A 14,128-nucleotide genomic window follows, 5' to 3' on the forward strand; every position below is an offset into this window, starting at 1 on the left:
CCCTGTAGTTGTTCAGTAATTTGGTTCAGTTTGTCCATTGCCTTTCCTTTTACGCTGCTAATTGCCATTGTTCGTAGTGCTCGCGGGCTGCCATTGCGCTGGCAATCTCGCGGTCAGTCGGTTCCCTTGGTGGAGCAAGTGGGTCTCTAAACACGCTTTGCCAGTACGCCCTTCGGTCTAAGTGGCGCAGGTATTGGCCTGCGTATTCCGATTGGGCGACGGCTCTGGCTTCGGTGACGCTGTCGGCTAACTCGGTTTCGTCGTCAACCAGGGTCATGCCCCAGCCCCTCGCACCGGCAGCCCACAGCAGAAAATCAAAGGCTTTTTGCTCGGCCTGCTCGCCGTCAAATGCCATGCAAAATACGTTTTTGGTACTGGCGTGCACCTCACGGCTTTTTATCGCCTTGCGGGTTGCCCGCATTTGGTTCTCAAGCCGGATAATACGGGCGGTCAGCTTGTTGATGGCCTGTTCGTCCTGTTTGGCTTGTTTCGCTATGGCTTTCGCCTTAATGGTTTGGTCTAGCTGTTTTTCCAGTCGCTTGAGGCGGCGGTTAATGGGCTTGCGCCATTGCTCTAACCGGTAGCCACACTCTTTGATAATTGCGGCCATGTTGTCGGCCTGAAAACTGGCGATACATTCCCACGCCGGAGCGCGGCTGCATCGGGCGATGTTGTAACGGTTGCCACGAATCAGCCCCTGGTCGGCGTTTTCGCCTTTGGCGGCATAGCCCACGGCCTTGATGATGTAACTGCCGGCAGCCATCGGTTTTTTGATGCGCTCCAGGTGCGCGAACCCTTTGCCCCACAGATTTTCGAGGCGCAGCGCCCAGGCTGGAAACAAGTTTTGTGGTACCGCCCAGTTCAGCAAAACGTGAACATGCGGGTTTGGCTCGCCGTCGTCATTGGCCGGACACTCCGCCACCCAGATGTAGTGGAAATCGGCGGCTTCACGAGTGGGACCAAACTCACTCGGCTTGCTGTGGCCAGGTATGCGCTTTTCGGTCAGCTTGGAATATTTGGCACCGGATTCGGCGTCGATTTCCTGTGTGTGGTTGGCTACCCAGCCGCGCTGGTACATTTTCTTTGCACCATCAAGGAAACGGGACACCTCTTTGCCGATGGTGGTTTCGGCGGTTTTGGTGATGGTGAACAGCTTTTCCGGTTTCAGGAACGTCGGTGTGTAGGCTCCGGCAATCATGCCGTCGGCATTCATCACTTTAACCGTGCCATCATCCAGAATATCGACGGTCGCTGCCGGGTCGTCGGCGGTGGTGTCGATGTAGCAATAGGCACCGGCAATGTGCGGGACACACTCGGCCATGTTGCGGGTAATCAAAACCGGTGTATGGTCGCCGTTTACGTCATCGGCCTCGACCATGCTGGAGAAAATGCGGGCGCGCTCGGCCTGGCTGAATGTCAGGGTCAGGAAGGTGCAGAACCCGCCGTGACAGGTCGCCACGTAGGCACCCGCCTCAAAGATTTTACTGACGGCGCGCTTGGTCAGTTTCTCGGTGAAACGCTCGCCTTGCTGCGCATCCGGCGCGGCACTGCTCGGCGTCTGGGTGTAATACTGGATTTTGCGCTGTCCTGACCAGTCGCGTTTCATCAGGCGAACCACGTTTGGCGTGATAGTTGGCTCGGCCACCTTGGATTTGCCTTTTGGCGGCAGAACGCGGGCACGGTTTCCGGCCTCAGTCAGCCCATACAGCGTGTCATGGTTGTAGTAAGCCTCAGAGCTTCCCAATTCGTCATCACGCGTTTCTAGCTTGCGCTGCTGCGCCATCAGGCGGTTTAAACTGGCCTGTTGTGGGTGTGTCGGACTTTTGCGCCCTTGGACAAGCCTATTGTTTTCGGCACTGCGTGCCGCCGCTTCGCGGAGGTGTTCGGCGTCAATCTTCGGTTGTGACGCCGCGTGCTTAACCTGCTCGCGAGCAAAGAACACATTCAGCTCATTGAGGTTATGCAAATGGTTGCTTTTCTGGTTTTTGGAACCTAAAAAACCAGCTTCATAGCTGGCTAAATTCTTTTTGGTTCGGTCAGCGGGTTGAACGGCACCCGCCACGAATAAGAGATCGTTATTTGAGAGCATCGACAATACCTTGCAAAAAGCAAAAGCTGCCAGGAAGCATGACGAGGTGCGCTCCATGATTTGTAACTAAGTCATGTGCTTGTTCCTGAGTGATAAGCTCAAACCCCTCAACGTTTTCAATATCTGCCCCTTGGGGGGCAACGAATACTTGAAGGATATTCCCAGGCCATACGACCTTACCGAATGCGGCGCAGGGTGCTGATGTGACGATCATTGCGTTACCTCTAACAGTTCACGGCGGCTTTCCGCTGCATCATTAAGAAATTGAGCCGCTAGGCGACGTTCACCGGCCAGACGGTAACTGCGCGCCAGTTGGATGCTGGCGCGAATATCATTTTTCAGAAGTTGGTAAAGGTTCATGTTCATTACAGGCCACCCATCACAGTGACAGCCTGACGAAACGCGGCAAAGATACGGCGAAACTCGGCAGCATCCGATAGAAAGAACGCCGCCCCTTCATGATCACCTTTGCGGCGCATGTCCTTGGCAATGCTCAGTGAACGGAAAAACTCCTGGCGGGCGTGATTTGCCATGTATTCAGCGGTGACAGATTTATCCAGCGGAATAGAAACCTCATGCAGCGGCATGAAAGAAACCGCCGCCCCCGAAGGGGCTTTGGTCACTCGCTTGGGGAACTGAGTTAAGGTGCTCATAGCGCACCTCCTGAAATCCAATCGAAAGAGAAAACGACATAGCCGCCTTGCTGGGCAAAATCGGTGATGTATTTGATTCGAATCACCAGGTAGCGTTTTCCATCATTTAAACGGACACGATCACCCACCTTGAAATCACGGTCATTCTTTCGAATCTCAAACGTTTTATCGCCATCCAGAATGGCTGTTAGGTATTCGGTTTTGATTTTCAGGTCATGCAGTTTCATGCAACACCCCCTTTTGCCAGTACGGCGCGGCGGGCTTGAATCTGGAAGGTGCGGCTGTAACGGAAGTCAGCACAGCCTTTCGGCAGTTGCTTGTTTGTGTTCTTCGGCTTAACGGTCGTTACGCGCAGTTGTTTGAATTGCTCTTTCAGTTTGGCGAGATGTTGCAGTCTGTCCATGTCTGTATCCCCATACAAGCAAGTGTGTGTTTTGTGCGGGGAATAGCATCTGTCAACATCGTTTCGACGTCAACATCGCTTCAACTATGGTTTTGATCATTTTGATCGCCTAGAATTTAACAAATCAAAGGGATTCAACGGGCTCGGTATGACTTACACAAATGAACTATTGGATATGGTGAAAGACAAGTATAGTCTGGAGTCAGACTACAAACTTGCTCAAAAAATAGGTGTAAGTCGTTCTCGCCTAAGCAAATGGCGAAATGAGTTAAATTCGATGGACTGGGATGTGGCTTTTAAGATCGCCGATTTGCTTGGAATGGACGATCAAAAAGTTGTCTATGGTCTGCTCGAAGACAAGTACGAAAATACAAGACTTATCAACGCTCTATGCGAAGGACGCCCCGCTTAACCGGGGCGTTTTCATATCGGCCATACTATACATAATGCGCACTGAAGCTTCGGATTGTTAAACGCCAGAATCCCAGCCATACCAAGGGCTAAAACACCGTTATTTAAGGTTTTTCTTGTGGTGCGCACTCGTAGTTTGATGAATATCATTCCTAAAGCGGTGTGCCGGTACGCTCTAACGTGGTTACGCCACAGCCGTTTCGTGGTGGTCGCCGCATGACACAGCCCCAGCAGCAAACTGTGACAAAGGAAAAGAAAAAGGAAGTCAGGAAAGCCCAAGCTAAACGTGCGAGCCGAGCATCACCACCATAATGGCTAATAAGCAAAAATGAGAAAGCGTGCTATTTTTAAAATTGTAAATAACATGATATCTCGATTTAATTAACAGTTGATACAGTCCAAGCCATGAACTTCACTTTAGCTGTTAATAAAGGCCCCTTACCGGGGCCTGTTTTTTACTTTTGTTTTTTGTGGAAATCGAGCAATAGAAACAGCGCTGGAATAAGTGAGAAAAAATAGATAAACCCAGCGAATTTGATAATGAAAATCAATGCGATGCTGAAGGTATCCGGTATTCCTTTTTGATACTCCCAGCTAACAATGACTGTTGCTATACCGACCCACCATACGAACAAAAAGCAAAAAGGCATTTGGCGTTCCCTCGCTTTTTATTTGACATTGCCTACAAAGATAATCCATCTTCTAACGAGATGGTGGCATATTTTATGGGGAACGTGAGTTGAAGTTCAATTAGTGCTTCTATTTATTTTTTGTCTCCTGACTCCCACTCTAATTTCATGATCCGCTTCTCATGCAATTGCAGCATTTCCTTTAATTCGCCCAACACCGATTCATGGGCTTTGACGGCGCGGAACAGCAGATAACACATGATGAGAGTTGGAGGTGTCACCCCCAACTCAGCAAACAGCTTGATGAGCTCTCGCATACAAAACCGTGTCAAACAGGCCGCGATGAGTGCCGCCGCAATGGTCGGAATCAGGCCGCCAATTTGCGCGCATTTTTCACCGATAGTGACCTGGACTAACTCGCTGTGCCGGTTATAAGACTAGCTGCCATGATTTTTCGTGTTTCGCGAGGAATATAGTCAAAGGGTGACAGTGTCACTATTGGATTGTATGCTTTATCCCGTAAGCTGTTTGAGGAAAACTCTTCATCCAAGGCTCCGTGGAAATTCAGATTTGTGAGGTGGCGTGCTGATAAATATCTAGTGGGTAATGCAACCGCTTTGCTTTTAGCTAAACTCTTTTGGTCCAATCTTGTAGCATTCTCTGTTTTCCAAAAGGCACTTATCAAACATCAGCGATTAGTTATGTAAAAAATGCCAGGTACAAAAAAGCCCGCTTAACCGAGAGGTTTACGGGCTTTGGTCGTTGTGATATGAATCACGGAGTTCAGTTCAGTAGTTGATAAAACTTCCTGAGTATAAATTGTCTTAGTTCGTCTTCTTTACCGCTTGATACAGACTGCAACCACATAAATTGTGACTTGGTGGACATTTTCAGGAAAGCACATGAATCGATTTTATTCTCGCTAGGTACGTTGATAAAAGCTCTTTCAAGAGAAGTTTGTATGGCAGAAGAGATAAAAATATTTGTCGACTCTAGGTAGTCGTCCAGTTTTGACAGATCTTCCAATGGTAAGCGAGACTTCCTACTCATGTATAACGTTTATAATTTTATTTTTGTTTCTAAACCAGCATTGTAAACCTTATAAAATTTAATGACAATGCAATTAATGTTGCTTTGCTTAACACTGACTCTGACCCTCACCTATCCTAATCACTTATCAGCACTTGATTTAGCATTTGTGACACCGTGACATTTTAAAAAATTACGGAGCATATATCCTATGATGCTGACCTCTTCTTGAAGGACCAACCTATCTCCTTAATTGACAGTGATTAAACGGGCTGTGTTTCATGGGTATTGGAACAACAGTGCTCACAGAGTGCTGCGTTTTGATAAATTTTTCTTGCATGTTCGCTGGCCACATGACTTGAATCAAAATAGCCGACACAAGTTATGCTTTCCGGAGAAGGTAGATGTAGGCAATCATTTCTATGTACTTCATGAATTTTAGTGTTTCTTTGTGGCTTATCACTTACAAAATATACAGAATACGTCATTTCTTACACCATATAACGTTCGATGACACTACTATTATGGCTCGGTAAACATGAAGGAATGATTACTTGCTTCAGAGAAACGTCTAAGCAAAAACTAATTTGTAAACTCTGCCAATGCTTCCATCGCTTCTTCTGCTCTCTGGCTTGGAACAAAAATATGATCGTGGTAATACGCGGCAATGACATTTGCACTGATACCCCGTTCACTTAGTTTTGATGCAACACTCGCGGTAAGCCCTACGGCATCCAGGCTTGAGTGAACGGTTAAAGTGATCATTTTGTATGTACTAGAGAAGAAAAGATCTTTATCTTCAGCCACATTTTTAGGAAGGATGATAGTTAACCCCTCTTTTTCCAAGAATGTCGCAATGGGTTGTAATGCCAACATTTCGGACAAAGTGTTTGGAACTGAACAAAAAACATATTCTTGAGGTTGGAGTTCCGGTGATAAAGACTTGAGTAACGATTCTAGCTCTAGAATTCCAGACATTGACATCCCTCTCTTTTTGCAAGACTTTGTATAAGCTAAAACACTATTCACGTTTTTCAAAGAAGTTTATTTTTTTCTTAAAACAAAAGTTATAGTGCATTAGGTGATATGTTGAAATTTATAATTCGCAATTTGCGAACCTCAAAAAAACATAAGCATCTGTTTTAAAAGGATAATATTTCTGGCCAAAATATTGCTTTAAGAGCTATATGGCTAGAAAAGGATTACGGTATATAAGGATGAGACATAAGATCAGTAAGTCTCTAATGCTTCTACTAATACTCATTCCAATGGTGCTATCGGATATGACAGTGCCAGGTAGTCACGACCAATTAAATGAGAACATAATGGATGCGTCTCAACTGTCGAATAACAATGTGTTTAAACATGTTTCCAATAGTTCTTTTATTGAAAGTCAGCGTGAAGAGTTTACTCAACTCTCAGATCTGTATGCCACCTTACAGCAGAATGAAGTCAGAAATGAACAATTGCTATTTGGTGAATCAAATAGCGCTTCTTTACTTCCCTTACCTGGTTTTTTGTTCGATACAGCCACCAGCAGTGGTACTCCTTTAATTCAATTACCTGTCATACAGTTTATGTTTCCTTTTACTGTCTCCGACTTTCTACCACAGATGTCCAATCAGGTAGGAAATATGTTTAATCATCAAAGCCACACTTCCACCGGAATCCGCTACTCTGCTTCAATAGGTAATAATCTTGCAGCAGCAGCCCCCTCACTTTCAGTATCTCCAGCGCAATCCAGCTCGGTGAACTCAGGTAATATGACATTGAGTGGCGTGGGAGGCAGCACTGCTTCACCACAGCAAATGCAAGAGGACCCTGACCAAAACGAGGCTCAAAATAATAATACAAATACCAGTTCCAGTAGTAACGAGGCTAACTATAATAAACCAGCTCCGAGTGGTAACGAGAGCAGCACGGCAGTATTACCATTAAACGAACCAATAATCACAGCGCAATCTACCCCATCCCACAAGGTGTCTAATGTTCCAGAGCCTCCTTCATGGGTACTATTTCTTTTTATAGTGATGTACATTCTTATTCAAAAAATTAATTGTTACCACGTCACTACCCTGTTACGGTCAAAGCCTAACAAAAGGCCAAGAAATTTATAAAAAACAGTCATGCCCTTTCATTTATCTGCTAATAAATCTCTTATCTTCGATGGATTAGCCTTTACTGATGATTTCATGATTAAGTGGTGGTTATAGATAAACCCAAGTTATAGTGCATTAGATATTTGTGAGTGGGTTTGGGTCACATTTCTTCTGCTCAAATTTGAGCATTTGGTTAATAATCCTCCTCCAGATAGCTTATGATTAGAAAACGGTTGTTAGTTGTTTAAGGGATTCTGCATGAGCCGCTTTCTGATTATTGAAGACAATAAGATGATGACGCATATTCTGGCGCAATTGTTACGTAAGTCGACAAAGATAGAAAAGTTGCTTTACGCCACTACTGCGCAGCAAGCATGTAGTCAGCTTAATCGGTTTGAATTCGACTGCATTTTTTTAGATTTAAACCTCTCCAAGCCATTGGATGGTATTGAGGTGCTTGAATTTATTCACTCCCACCAGCTACAGATTCCCGTAGTAATAGTCAGTACTGATAGTGAAATGGACGTCGTCAAACAAGTGATAAAGTACAATCCAAGTGATTATCTGGTGAAGCCGATTTCTCTGCAAAAAGTAAAAAGGTGTATTGAAAAGCTTCGCCAGTCTCGGCAGGTTTATTTACTGGGCTAAACTACTCTTATCTATTTTATGTTCACTCTTTTTCACTGTGTAGTCAGCTTCTTAAATGACAGCTTAGAACCATCAAAGATAAGTTTGGATAGTAAAGATTTGGCATTTTCCCCTCCATTCACATCAAACAACACGCCACATTGATTTGCATTACCAGACTTCACAATGTTCTTTGTCACTCCAGACAAACGATACGGTTCCCCGCTCGACGGATGAACCACCCGAATGCTAAGCGGCATTCCTGGCGAAAATTGCGGGCCATGAAGCTCTGTCAAAAAACAGCAACCACTGCTTGATATATCTTTAAGCTCAACAGTCAGCTTTCTGCTCCCTAGTTGAATTATCCCTGTTAGATTCACTTCATAACGTGGCTCCTGACGCAATTGCGTCAGTGTGGCCGAGACAGGAATATCCACTACGACTAAACGAACAGGGTCTGTCACGAGATGCTTAATACGTGTTTTAAGAGTGATCTGAGCACCTTCCCCATGCTCCGAGATCGCTTTAATAGTTATCCAGTATCCCTGTTGAAAGAATTCTTCGCACTCGATTTTCGATATTTTTGGAGGCGCCAGATAAATCCGGTCAAGACCATCCGACCCGATGAACGTGGTTTCAGTCCGGTACAAATGCCCTAACGGAGTTTTAACGCTCACCATAACATCAGAGCCATGACGAATCATTTTTACACTTTTCAGGCCTGGTGCGTCTTCCTCTCGCGCTCTATTGGCCAGAATTTTTTGTTTCAACATTTCCGCTTGTTGATTCATGCTAAGCCCTATGTTTTTACTCTCCGTATTCACCGATTTTAATATTAGCGGTTCCCTATTTACAATCTGCTTACTTTTATTTCTGAGCAAAAAGACATCAATTAAACATCGTTGACTCCTTTCCCGCTGTAGCTTGTGATATCACCGACGAGGTAATTTGATTGCATTCTGTATTTCATCGATTTTTACCAACCCTCATATAAAGCTATCTTTTAGTTGAATAAGATAAAAATATAAATGACAATGCTATCAAACAAAAGCAATACAATAACTTATGGCAATTACAATTAGAAACATTGAAAAACATGCTTATATGATTGAAGAGCTAAAATCTTTAACAGAAAGCAATGTCACGACAAAAGCCTTAATCAAAGGTGGCTATTTAGCCGTCGAGTTAGGAAAGACCTTGGAGGAAGAACGAAAACAGCGGCTTCTTGCCGAAGAAAGGCTCTCTGCTCTGCAGAACAAAATACAACAATATCTCGTAAGCCAAGCTGCACTGGTTGATGCCGTGAATACAGCACCCGGCAAAACCCAAGACTAAATATTTGACGATGAGTTACCCTGATTAGACCATTCATCATTTGTTTTCGTCATATACAATGAACACTCCAAAGCATTCCCATAACCTTTTGCAGAATTTGCAGGTTTTACAGCTCTTGCTTTCTAGAGGTCATTTACAGCCTCTGTTTTACCCTGGCAGTGATACCCATATGAAAAGAAACCAGTAAATGATTTTGTAGACCGTCAATATACTCGGGTGAAACTTCAAAGCTTCACCCGAACGATGTCACCCAGACGCTTATTTGATAGCTTTAACGACCAGCTCCGTGAACCCAGTTTGATTGTCCAGCTCACGACTGAAGCTCAGGTTACGATACTCGGCAAGACAAATTTCTGCCGTAAACGAAACTAGCGTTCCTTCCAGCAAGTGGCCTCCATACATCTTACCTTGCTTGTCAGCGACGGATATATGTAGGTGAACATGCTCGGGGGTTAATGTGCCGGACAGTGTCAATATTTCCAGAGGCCCGTCTAAAAGTAATGAATCTGCCTCATTCGCTAACCTAATCGTCGCGGCAGATAAGCAACCGACACCACTCAGTAAAGACCCGGCTTGAATCCCCGTTTCCTGAACATACTCTAAAATGGCATTACGTAAATCAGCACCTTGGGTTAGCCTGAAAGCATGCGGAATTAACATATGAAAGTGACCTCCCTGAAAGTCAGCCAATGCACTCACAAATTTAATCGATGAAAAAGGCTTCCGAAGAAGCCTTGATAACTCACCCATTGTAACGCCCTAGAACCAAAGACGCTCAGACATAATCACGTAGAAATATGAGTAGATTGCGCTATGCGCGTTTACCTGAACGTTTTTTGCTACCGCCAGAGTATGGAAATACGTTATGAACGCGTTGTTTAACTTTCGCGGGTACGGTTTTCGAAAAAACCAGCTTTGTGGTGAAACGGTTCTTGTAGACTTTGATTTTCCCGCTGAATGGCTGCTTATGAGCGATATCTTTACACCCATTCAGAAAACCAGCCGGAATTGTGCCTTTCTGTTTGGTGAGCTTACCGTCTTCAAACTCCATCACCATAACCGGGCGGTCTTTAAACACCAGAATAAAAACGACAATAGCCAGAACGATGACATATTCCATAGTGCACTCCCTATAAAAACACGGACGCGTTCAGTACATCGTATTCTGGGTTAACCAACAATTCTTCAGGTAAGAACACCATCTAATGGTATGAACGCAAAGTAATCTCAAATCAGTCGAGATTCAGCAACTCGTGCAGATCCTGTTTCAGGTCATGCACCTGACGACTTGCCATCTCAGTTTTACTGGACTCACTTAACAAGTATTCGATAGCATCTGACAAAGTACAGTCTAACTCACGGGATTTTTCCGCCAGTTTTTCCCATACCCGGTAGTCCAGGTCGATAGATTTCTTCCGCGTATGAACCTGCTCAGCATTAAAATGTCGCTTACGCTTGGCACGGATCGCTTGCTTCAACTTGTTGTCTAGCTCCGGTGACATATGCTTATCAATCCACTTCAGCACTCGAGTCGGTTCATGCTCGATAGCAAAAAGTTCATTGATGGCAGCCTCTGCTTCACTGGTATCGATATAGCTGGTAATGGCTTCGCCTTCCTTCCACTTCTTAACCAGATACTTCCATTTCCAACCGGCTTCCAGATTTTCAAGCTGCTGATATTTCATAGTCGTCAGAATATCTCAATATGTCTACACTTAAGAGTGACAGTGTAACCTCAGTGTATTAAAAGCACAATTCTTTTCGGTTTTAAGCATTTGTTTTTAAGCCAGTCTCGCCTGACCTGCAAAACAGCTAAATAACATCACGTCACCGCTATTATGCGGCTATTGATTCCATTATACTGCTGTCTTTTTCACACTAACGATAGAAAAGCACAAAGCCTATGCATGAAGAAACCTGGCGTACGATGAGCCCAGATTATTCCCCGTACCACGCTATTTTAGCGCAGTATGACGATCTCTCCCCCGCTGTAACAGGAACGCTGCAAGATCGCCTGAAGGATGCTGTACGCCGGTTTACTGCTATTGAGCTACAACCTCGAGTGCTTTGCATTACTGCACCCGATAACAAAGTATATCGCGATTATGTCATTGAGCTGATTAATTTAACGGCACCTCAACGCGACGAACCACCAGTGATTGTAGCGGGTGAAAATGTTACTGAGCTAAACTTGTTTGGCGCGGTCTACCCGCCTGAAGATGGCAATACGATGGCCAAACATCAGGTTAAGCATGGTTTAGTACATCAAGCTCATAATGGCTATCTGGTACTATCGATTGGGGCGATTTTATCAAACCCCGGCTTGTGGCCACGACTGAAAAGCATACTAATGAATGGCCAACTGGAATGGCAGCCATCAACGAATAAGAGGCTCTACCCACTGCCACCAGCAGAATCACTCAATATTAAGCTGGTTCTTATTGGCGATCGTTACCTCATGGCTGAGCTTGAAAATGCGGAACCGGATATCTCTTCCGGATTTAGCATGTACGGTGAATTTGAGCAGGACCTGCTGCTTAGCGAAGATAATCTGCCACAATATATGGCTTACCTGAAAGCCATCATCACCAATGCATCTCTACCGGACTTGGCTGACCAGCAAGCTCTGGAAGCCGTAATGAAAACTGGCGCCCGCTATGCCGAAGATCAGGAGCGTCTTCCTCTATGTCCTATCTGGCATCTCAGTTTGCTGAGTGAAGCCAGCATTGAGTCTCAGGGTGCGCCGATTACGGCAGAGCATATAAAAGCCTCACTGAAGGCCCGTGAGTATCGTGAATCCTACCTGCCGGAACGCGCTATCGAAGATATTCATCACGGTCAGGTATTGATTGACTGCCAAGGCCAAGAAATCGGCCAGGTCAATGGCTTGACTGTGGTTGAAGTGCCGGGTCATCCCCGTGCGTATGGCGAGCCGGCACGAATTTCCTGTGTTGTCCATTTCGGTGACGGGGATATTTCCGATGTTGAGCGTAAAGCAGAGCTTGGCGGTAACATCCATGCCAAAGGTATGATGATTATGCAGGCTTTTGTCAGCACAGCACTGGATTTGGACCAGCCGCTGCCATACTCCGCGTCCATTGTTTTCGAGCAGTCATACTCTGAAGTGGACGGAGACAGCGCATCGCTGGCTGAATTGTGCTCTTTAGTCTCAGCTTTGGCTATGCAACCTATTAATCAGCAAATTGCCGTGACGGGTGCGGTCGATCAGTTCGGCCGGGTGCAGGCTGTAGGTGGTTTAAACGAAAAGATCGAAGGTTTCTTTAAAGTGTGTGCCTATCGTGGCCTGACCGGTACCCAAGGTGTCATTTTACCGAAAACTAATTTGACTAACCTATGCTTAAATGACGATGTACTTGAAGCCGTAAAAGCGGGTCAGTTCCATCTGTGGGCTGTCGAAAGTGTTGATGATGCTCTGCCATTATTAACCGGTAAAGTGTTCCGCAGTGACGATATGGAAGCCGACACCCTTCTGGCCCGAATTGCGGTCCGGATTGATCACTTCCATAACGGCGATCACGATAATGAAGTCAATTGGTTATCGCGTATCAAAAACTGGTTTGTCCAGAACTGATCCGAGTTGTATGGCGTACATGTGTAAGCTAAATTGCCAGCATACTTTTTAAGGAGCTTAAAAGTCTGATGAAACGCCAACAATCTTATAACTACGACGAACTTGTTGCCTGTGGTAAAGGTGAGCTTTACGGTCCTGAATTCCCTTCACTGCCATCTGACAATATGTTGATGATTGACCGTATTCTTACTATCACTGACGAAGGTGGTGAGCACGGTAAAGGCTTCATCCAAGCAGAGCTAGATATTCGTCCTGACCTGTGGTTCTTTGATTGCCACTTTAAAGGTGACCCGGTAATGCCAGGCTGTCTGGGTCTGGATGCTATGTGGCAGCTGGTTGGCTTTTTCCTGGGCTGGGCTGGCGGCGAAGGCAAAGGCCGTGCGCTGGGTGTGGGTGAAGTGAAATTTACTGGCCAGATCCTGCCGGAAGCGAAAAAAGTCACCTACGAAATTCAGCTAAAGCGTGTTATCAATCGTAAGCTGATTATGGGTGTGGCTGATGGTCGCGTGCTGGTTGACGGCAAAGAAATCTACGTAGCGAAAGATCTGAAAGTCGGTCTGTTCAAAGACACGTCATCATTCTAATCAAGATTACGCTTACGAATAATAAAGAAAGGTCGCCCAGGGCGGCCTTTTTTGATCTCTGCTCTCGAAAAAAGTGACATCGTCACATGTAATACTACCGACTCTGCTAGCCAATGGGTTAACAAAGCAGGAAAAATGGCAATCACGCCCAACCTATCAATAACATACAGACCATAAAATACAGTCGGCAAAAACAGTCCATATGTGACAGCGTCACCCAAGTGCACACCTCTTCTTCAAATACTACTGAATGATTGGATGATGAATGATTGGCTGAAAGTCTGAATGTATTTGGAAAATACCCAACCTAGCGCCTCAGAACCAAGAAGCACCAACGAAACGACAGATAAGAAGTAGCAGATATGATAGAGCCCCTATTCCTGGTAGGGGCTCGATAAGGGTGATAAGACGGAGGGATTTATTTATAGAGGCCAGATTGCAGATCTTGTCTTGCTTCTCGCCAGCCACCTAGCCAATTCGTACGGGCGTCCGTAGCATGATACGGACAATCTTCGCTGGAGCGACCATTAATACCAGCTTTATAACCTTGCGATTGAGCGCGTTCCAGGCGATCCCGCTTTTGTCTCTTCATAGTTCGATCCTCATCCTTATCGGTTCAGTCACTACTATTGCATAATGATGGAGCTTTTGTGACTCCACTATTAAGAATTGGCCAA

The 14,128-nt window shown here is 45.4% G+C and carries 19 protein-coding genes; 6 read left to right on the forward strand and 13 right to left on the reverse strand.

The genetic code is table 11. From position 1 onward, the window contains the following. Positions 1-49: 49 nt before the first annotated feature. From C9I92_RS00005 to C9I92_RS00025, 6 genes are read right to left on the reverse strand one after another with little or no spacing between them, the layout of a single operon-like run. Positions 50-2,089: a hypothetical protein gene (locus C9I92_RS00005; protein ID WP_047886730.1), complete on the reverse strand. Its 2,040-nt coding sequence runs from the start codon at positions 2,087-2,089 to the stop codon at positions 50-52. Next, on the reverse strand, positions 2,076-2,303 hold the full coding sequence (locus C9I92_RS00010; protein ID WP_047886729.1) for a hypothetical protein: 228 nt from the start codon (positions 2,301-2,303) through the stop codon (positions 2,076-2,078). Before C9I92_RS00010 ends, C9I92_RS00005 begins: the two co-directional genes overlap by 14 nt. Next, positions 2,300-2,455, reverse strand: a complete 156-nt coding sequence (locus C9I92_RS25305) for a hypothetical protein (RefSeq protein WP_157038328.1) — start codon at positions 2,453-2,455, stop codon at positions 2,300-2,302. The genes C9I92_RS00010 and C9I92_RS25305 overlap by 4 nt, the downstream gene beginning before the upstream one ends. Next, complete coding sequence (locus tag C9I92_RS00015) at positions 2,455-2,742, reverse strand: hypothetical protein (protein ID WP_047886728.1); 288 nt, start codon at positions 2,740-2,742, stop codon at positions 2,455-2,457. The genes C9I92_RS25305 and C9I92_RS00015 overlap by 1 nt, the downstream gene beginning before the upstream one ends. After that, complete coding sequence (locus tag C9I92_RS00020; protein ID WP_047886727.1) at positions 2,739-2,969, reverse strand: DUF3850 domain-containing protein; 231 nt, start codon at positions 2,967-2,969, stop codon at positions 2,739-2,741. Before C9I92_RS00020 ends, C9I92_RS00015 begins: the two co-directional genes overlap by 4 nt. Next, a complete protein-coding gene (locus C9I92_RS00025) occupies positions 2,966-3,145 on the reverse strand; it encodes a hypothetical protein (RefSeq protein ID WP_047886726.1) in 180 nt (59 codons plus the stop codon). Before C9I92_RS00025 ends, C9I92_RS00020 begins: the two co-directional genes overlap by 4 nt. A 148-nt stretch (positions 3,146-3,293) precedes the next feature. On the opposite strand from C9I92_RS00025, the gene C9I92_RS00030 reads away from it, so the two are divergent. Next, positions 3,294-3,557, forward strand: coding sequence for a helix-turn-helix domain-containing protein (locus C9I92_RS00030; protein WP_047886725.1), 264 nt, complete (start codon positions 3,294-3,296; stop codon positions 3,555-3,557). A gap of 762 nt (positions 3,558-4,319) precedes the next feature. Here C9I92_RS00030 and C9I92_RS00040 read toward each other — a convergent pair. Both C9I92_RS00040 and C9I92_RS00050 read right to left on the reverse strand, forming a co-directional pair. Further along, positions 4,320-4,502 (reverse strand): hypothetical protein, encoded by a 183-nt coding sequence (locus C9I92_RS00040; RefSeq protein WP_047886723.1) that lies wholly within the window; start codon positions 4,500-4,502, stop codon positions 4,320-4,322. A gap of 1,294 nt (positions 4,503-5,796) precedes the next feature. Next, positions 5,797-6,192 carry an ACT domain-containing protein gene (locus tag C9I92_RS00050; protein ID WP_047886743.1) on the reverse strand — a complete coding sequence of 132 codons (396 nt, stop codon included), beginning with the start codon at positions 6,190-6,192 and terminating at the stop codon, positions 5,797-5,799. A 347-nt stretch (positions 6,193-6,539) separates the two neighbouring features. On the opposite strand from C9I92_RS00050, the gene C9I92_RS00055 reads away from it, so the two are divergent. Together C9I92_RS00055 and C9I92_RS00060 are read left to right on the forward strand one after the other, a co-directional pair. Beyond that, on the forward strand, positions 6,540-7,331 hold the full coding sequence (locus C9I92_RS00055; protein ID WP_146149646.1) for a hypothetical protein: 792 nt from the start codon (positions 6,540-6,542) through the stop codon (positions 7,329-7,331). Positions 7,332-7,571: 240 nt separating this feature from the next. After that, positions 7,572-7,961 carry a response regulator gene (locus C9I92_RS00060; protein ID WP_047886720.1) on the forward strand — a complete coding sequence of 130 codons (390 nt, stop codon included), beginning with the start codon at positions 7,572-7,574 and terminating at the stop codon, positions 7,959-7,961. Between the two features lie 32 nt (positions 7,962-7,993). On the opposite strand, the gene C9I92_RS00065 is transcribed toward C9I92_RS00060, so the two are convergent. Beyond that, a complete protein-coding gene (locus C9I92_RS00065) occupies positions 7,994-8,731 on the reverse strand; it encodes a PilZ domain-containing protein (protein ID WP_146149647.1) in 738 nt (245 codons plus the stop codon). A 274-nt stretch (positions 8,732-9,005) separates the two neighbouring features. Between C9I92_RS00065 and C9I92_RS00070 the strand changes: the two genes are divergently transcribed. Next, positions 9,006-9,275, forward strand: a complete 270-nt coding sequence (locus C9I92_RS00070; RefSeq protein ID WP_047886719.1) for a hypothetical protein — start codon at positions 9,006-9,008, stop codon at positions 9,273-9,275. Between the two features lie 258 nt (positions 9,276-9,533). Here C9I92_RS00070 and C9I92_RS00075 read toward each other — a convergent pair whose 3' ends face one another. The 3 genes from C9I92_RS00075 to matP form a co-directional block, all read right to left on the reverse strand. Next, complete coding sequence (locus tag C9I92_RS00075) at positions 9,534-9,935, reverse strand: PPC domain-containing DNA-binding protein (RefSeq protein ID WP_047886741.1); 402 nt, start codon at positions 9,933-9,935, stop codon at positions 9,534-9,536. Between the two features lie 151 nt (positions 9,936-10,086). Further along, positions 10,087-10,395 (reverse strand): DUF3634 family protein, encoded by a 309-nt coding sequence (locus C9I92_RS00080; RefSeq protein WP_047886718.1) that lies wholly within the window; start codon positions 10,393-10,395, stop codon positions 10,087-10,089. 112 nt (positions 10,396-10,507) lie between these two features. Beyond that, on the reverse strand, positions 10,508-10,960 hold the full coding sequence (gene matP, locus C9I92_RS00085; protein ID WP_047886717.1) for a macrodomain Ter protein MatP: 453 nt from the start codon (positions 10,958-10,960) through the stop codon (positions 10,508-10,510). 218 nt (positions 10,961-11,178) lie between these two features. Here matP and C9I92_RS00090 point away from each other — a divergent pair, with 218 nt between their 5' ends. Next, positions 11,179-12,867 carry an AAA family ATPase gene (locus tag C9I92_RS00090; RefSeq protein WP_047886716.1) on the forward strand — a complete coding sequence of 563 codons (1,689 nt, stop codon included), beginning with the start codon at positions 11,179-11,181 and terminating at the stop codon, positions 12,865-12,867. A gap of 68 nt (positions 12,868-12,935) precedes the next feature. Then, positions 12,936-13,451, forward strand: a complete 516-nt coding sequence (gene fabA, locus C9I92_RS00095; RefSeq protein WP_047886715.1) for a bifunctional 3-hydroxydecanoyl-ACP dehydratase/trans-2-decenoyl-ACP isomerase — start codon at positions 12,936-12,938, stop codon at positions 13,449-13,451. Between the two features lie 418 nt (positions 13,452-13,869). Here the strand turns inward: fabA and rmf are convergent, their stop codons facing one another. Beyond that, the gene (rmf, locus tag C9I92_RS00100) at positions 13,870-14,043 is read right to left on the reverse strand and encodes a ribosome modulation factor (RefSeq protein ID WP_084712662.1); all 174 of its coding nucleotides are present in this window, start codon (positions 14,041-14,043) and stop codon (positions 13,870-13,872) included. Positions 14,044-14,128 lie beyond the last annotated feature (85 nt).

This window comes from Photobacterium ganghwense (assembly GCF_003025595.1).
Classification (GTDB): domain Bacteria; phylum Pseudomonadota; class Gammaproteobacteria; order Enterobacterales; family Vibrionaceae; genus Photobacterium; species Photobacterium ganghwense.

Coding starts and splice junctions, on each gene's coding strand:
- C9I92_RS00005 (WP_047886730.1), bottom strand. CDS start 2,089: ATGCTCTCAAATAACGATCTCTTATTCGTGGCGGGTGCCGTTCAACCC.
- C9I92_RS00010 (WP_047886729.1), bottom strand. CDS start 2,303: ATGATCGTCACATCAGCACCCTGCGCCGCATTCGGTAAGGTCGTATGG.
- C9I92_RS25305 (WP_157038328.1), bottom strand. CDS start 2,455: ATGAACATGAACCTTTACCAACTTCTGAAAAATGATATTCGCGCCAGC.
- C9I92_RS00015 (WP_047886728.1), bottom strand. CDS start 2,742: ATGAGCACCTTAACTCAGTTCCCCAAGCGAGTGACCAAAGCCCCTTCG.
- C9I92_RS00020 (WP_047886727.1), bottom strand. CDS start 2,969: ATGAAACTGCATGACCTGAAAATCAAAACCGAATACCTAACAGCCATT.
- C9I92_RS00025 (WP_047886726.1), bottom strand. CDS start 3,145: ATGGACAGACTGCAACATCTCGCCAAACTGAAAGAGCAATTCAAACAA.
- C9I92_RS00030 (WP_047886725.1), top strand. CDS start 3,294: ATGACTTACACAAATGAACTATTGGATATGGTGAAAGACAAGTATAGT.
- C9I92_RS00040 (WP_047886723.1), bottom strand. CDS start 4,502: ATGCGAGAGCTCATCAAGCTGTTTGCTGAGTTGGGGGTGACACCTCCA.
- C9I92_RS00050 (WP_047886743.1), bottom strand. CDS start 6,192: ATGTCTGGAATTCTAGAGCTAGAATCGTTACTCAAGTCTTTATCACCG.
- C9I92_RS00055 (WP_146149646.1), top strand. CDS start 6,540: ATGGATGCGTCTCAACTGTCGAATAACAATGTGTTTAAACATGTTTCC.
- C9I92_RS00060 (WP_047886720.1), top strand. CDS start 7,572: ATGAGCCGCTTTCTGATTATTGAAGACAATAAGATGATGACGCATATT.
- C9I92_RS00065 (WP_146149647.1), bottom strand. CDS start 8,731: ATGAATCAACAAGCGGAAATGTTGAAACAAAAAATTCTGGCCAATAGA.
- C9I92_RS00070 (WP_047886719.1), top strand. CDS start 9,006: ATGGCAATTACAATTAGAAACATTGAAAAACATGCTTATATGATTGAA.
- C9I92_RS00075 (WP_047886741.1), bottom strand. CDS start 9,935: ATGTTAATTCCGCATGCTTTCAGGCTAACCCAAGGTGCTGATTTACGT.
- C9I92_RS00080 (WP_047886718.1), bottom strand. CDS start 10,395: ATGGAATATGTCATCGTTCTGGCTATTGTCGTTTTTATTCTGGTGTTT.
- matP (WP_047886717.1), bottom strand. CDS start 10,960: ATGAAATATCAGCAGCTTGAAAATCTGGAAGCCGGTTGGAAATGGAAG.
- C9I92_RS00090 (WP_047886716.1), top strand. CDS start 11,179: ATGCATGAAGAAACCTGGCGTACGATGAGCCCAGATTATTCCCCGTAC.
- fabA (WP_047886715.1), top strand. CDS start 12,936: ATGAAACGCCAACAATCTTATAACTACGACGAACTTGTTGCCTGTGGT.
- rmf (WP_084712662.1), bottom strand. CDS start 14,043: ATGAAGAGACAAAAGCGGGATCGCCTGGAACGCGCTCAATCGCAAGGT.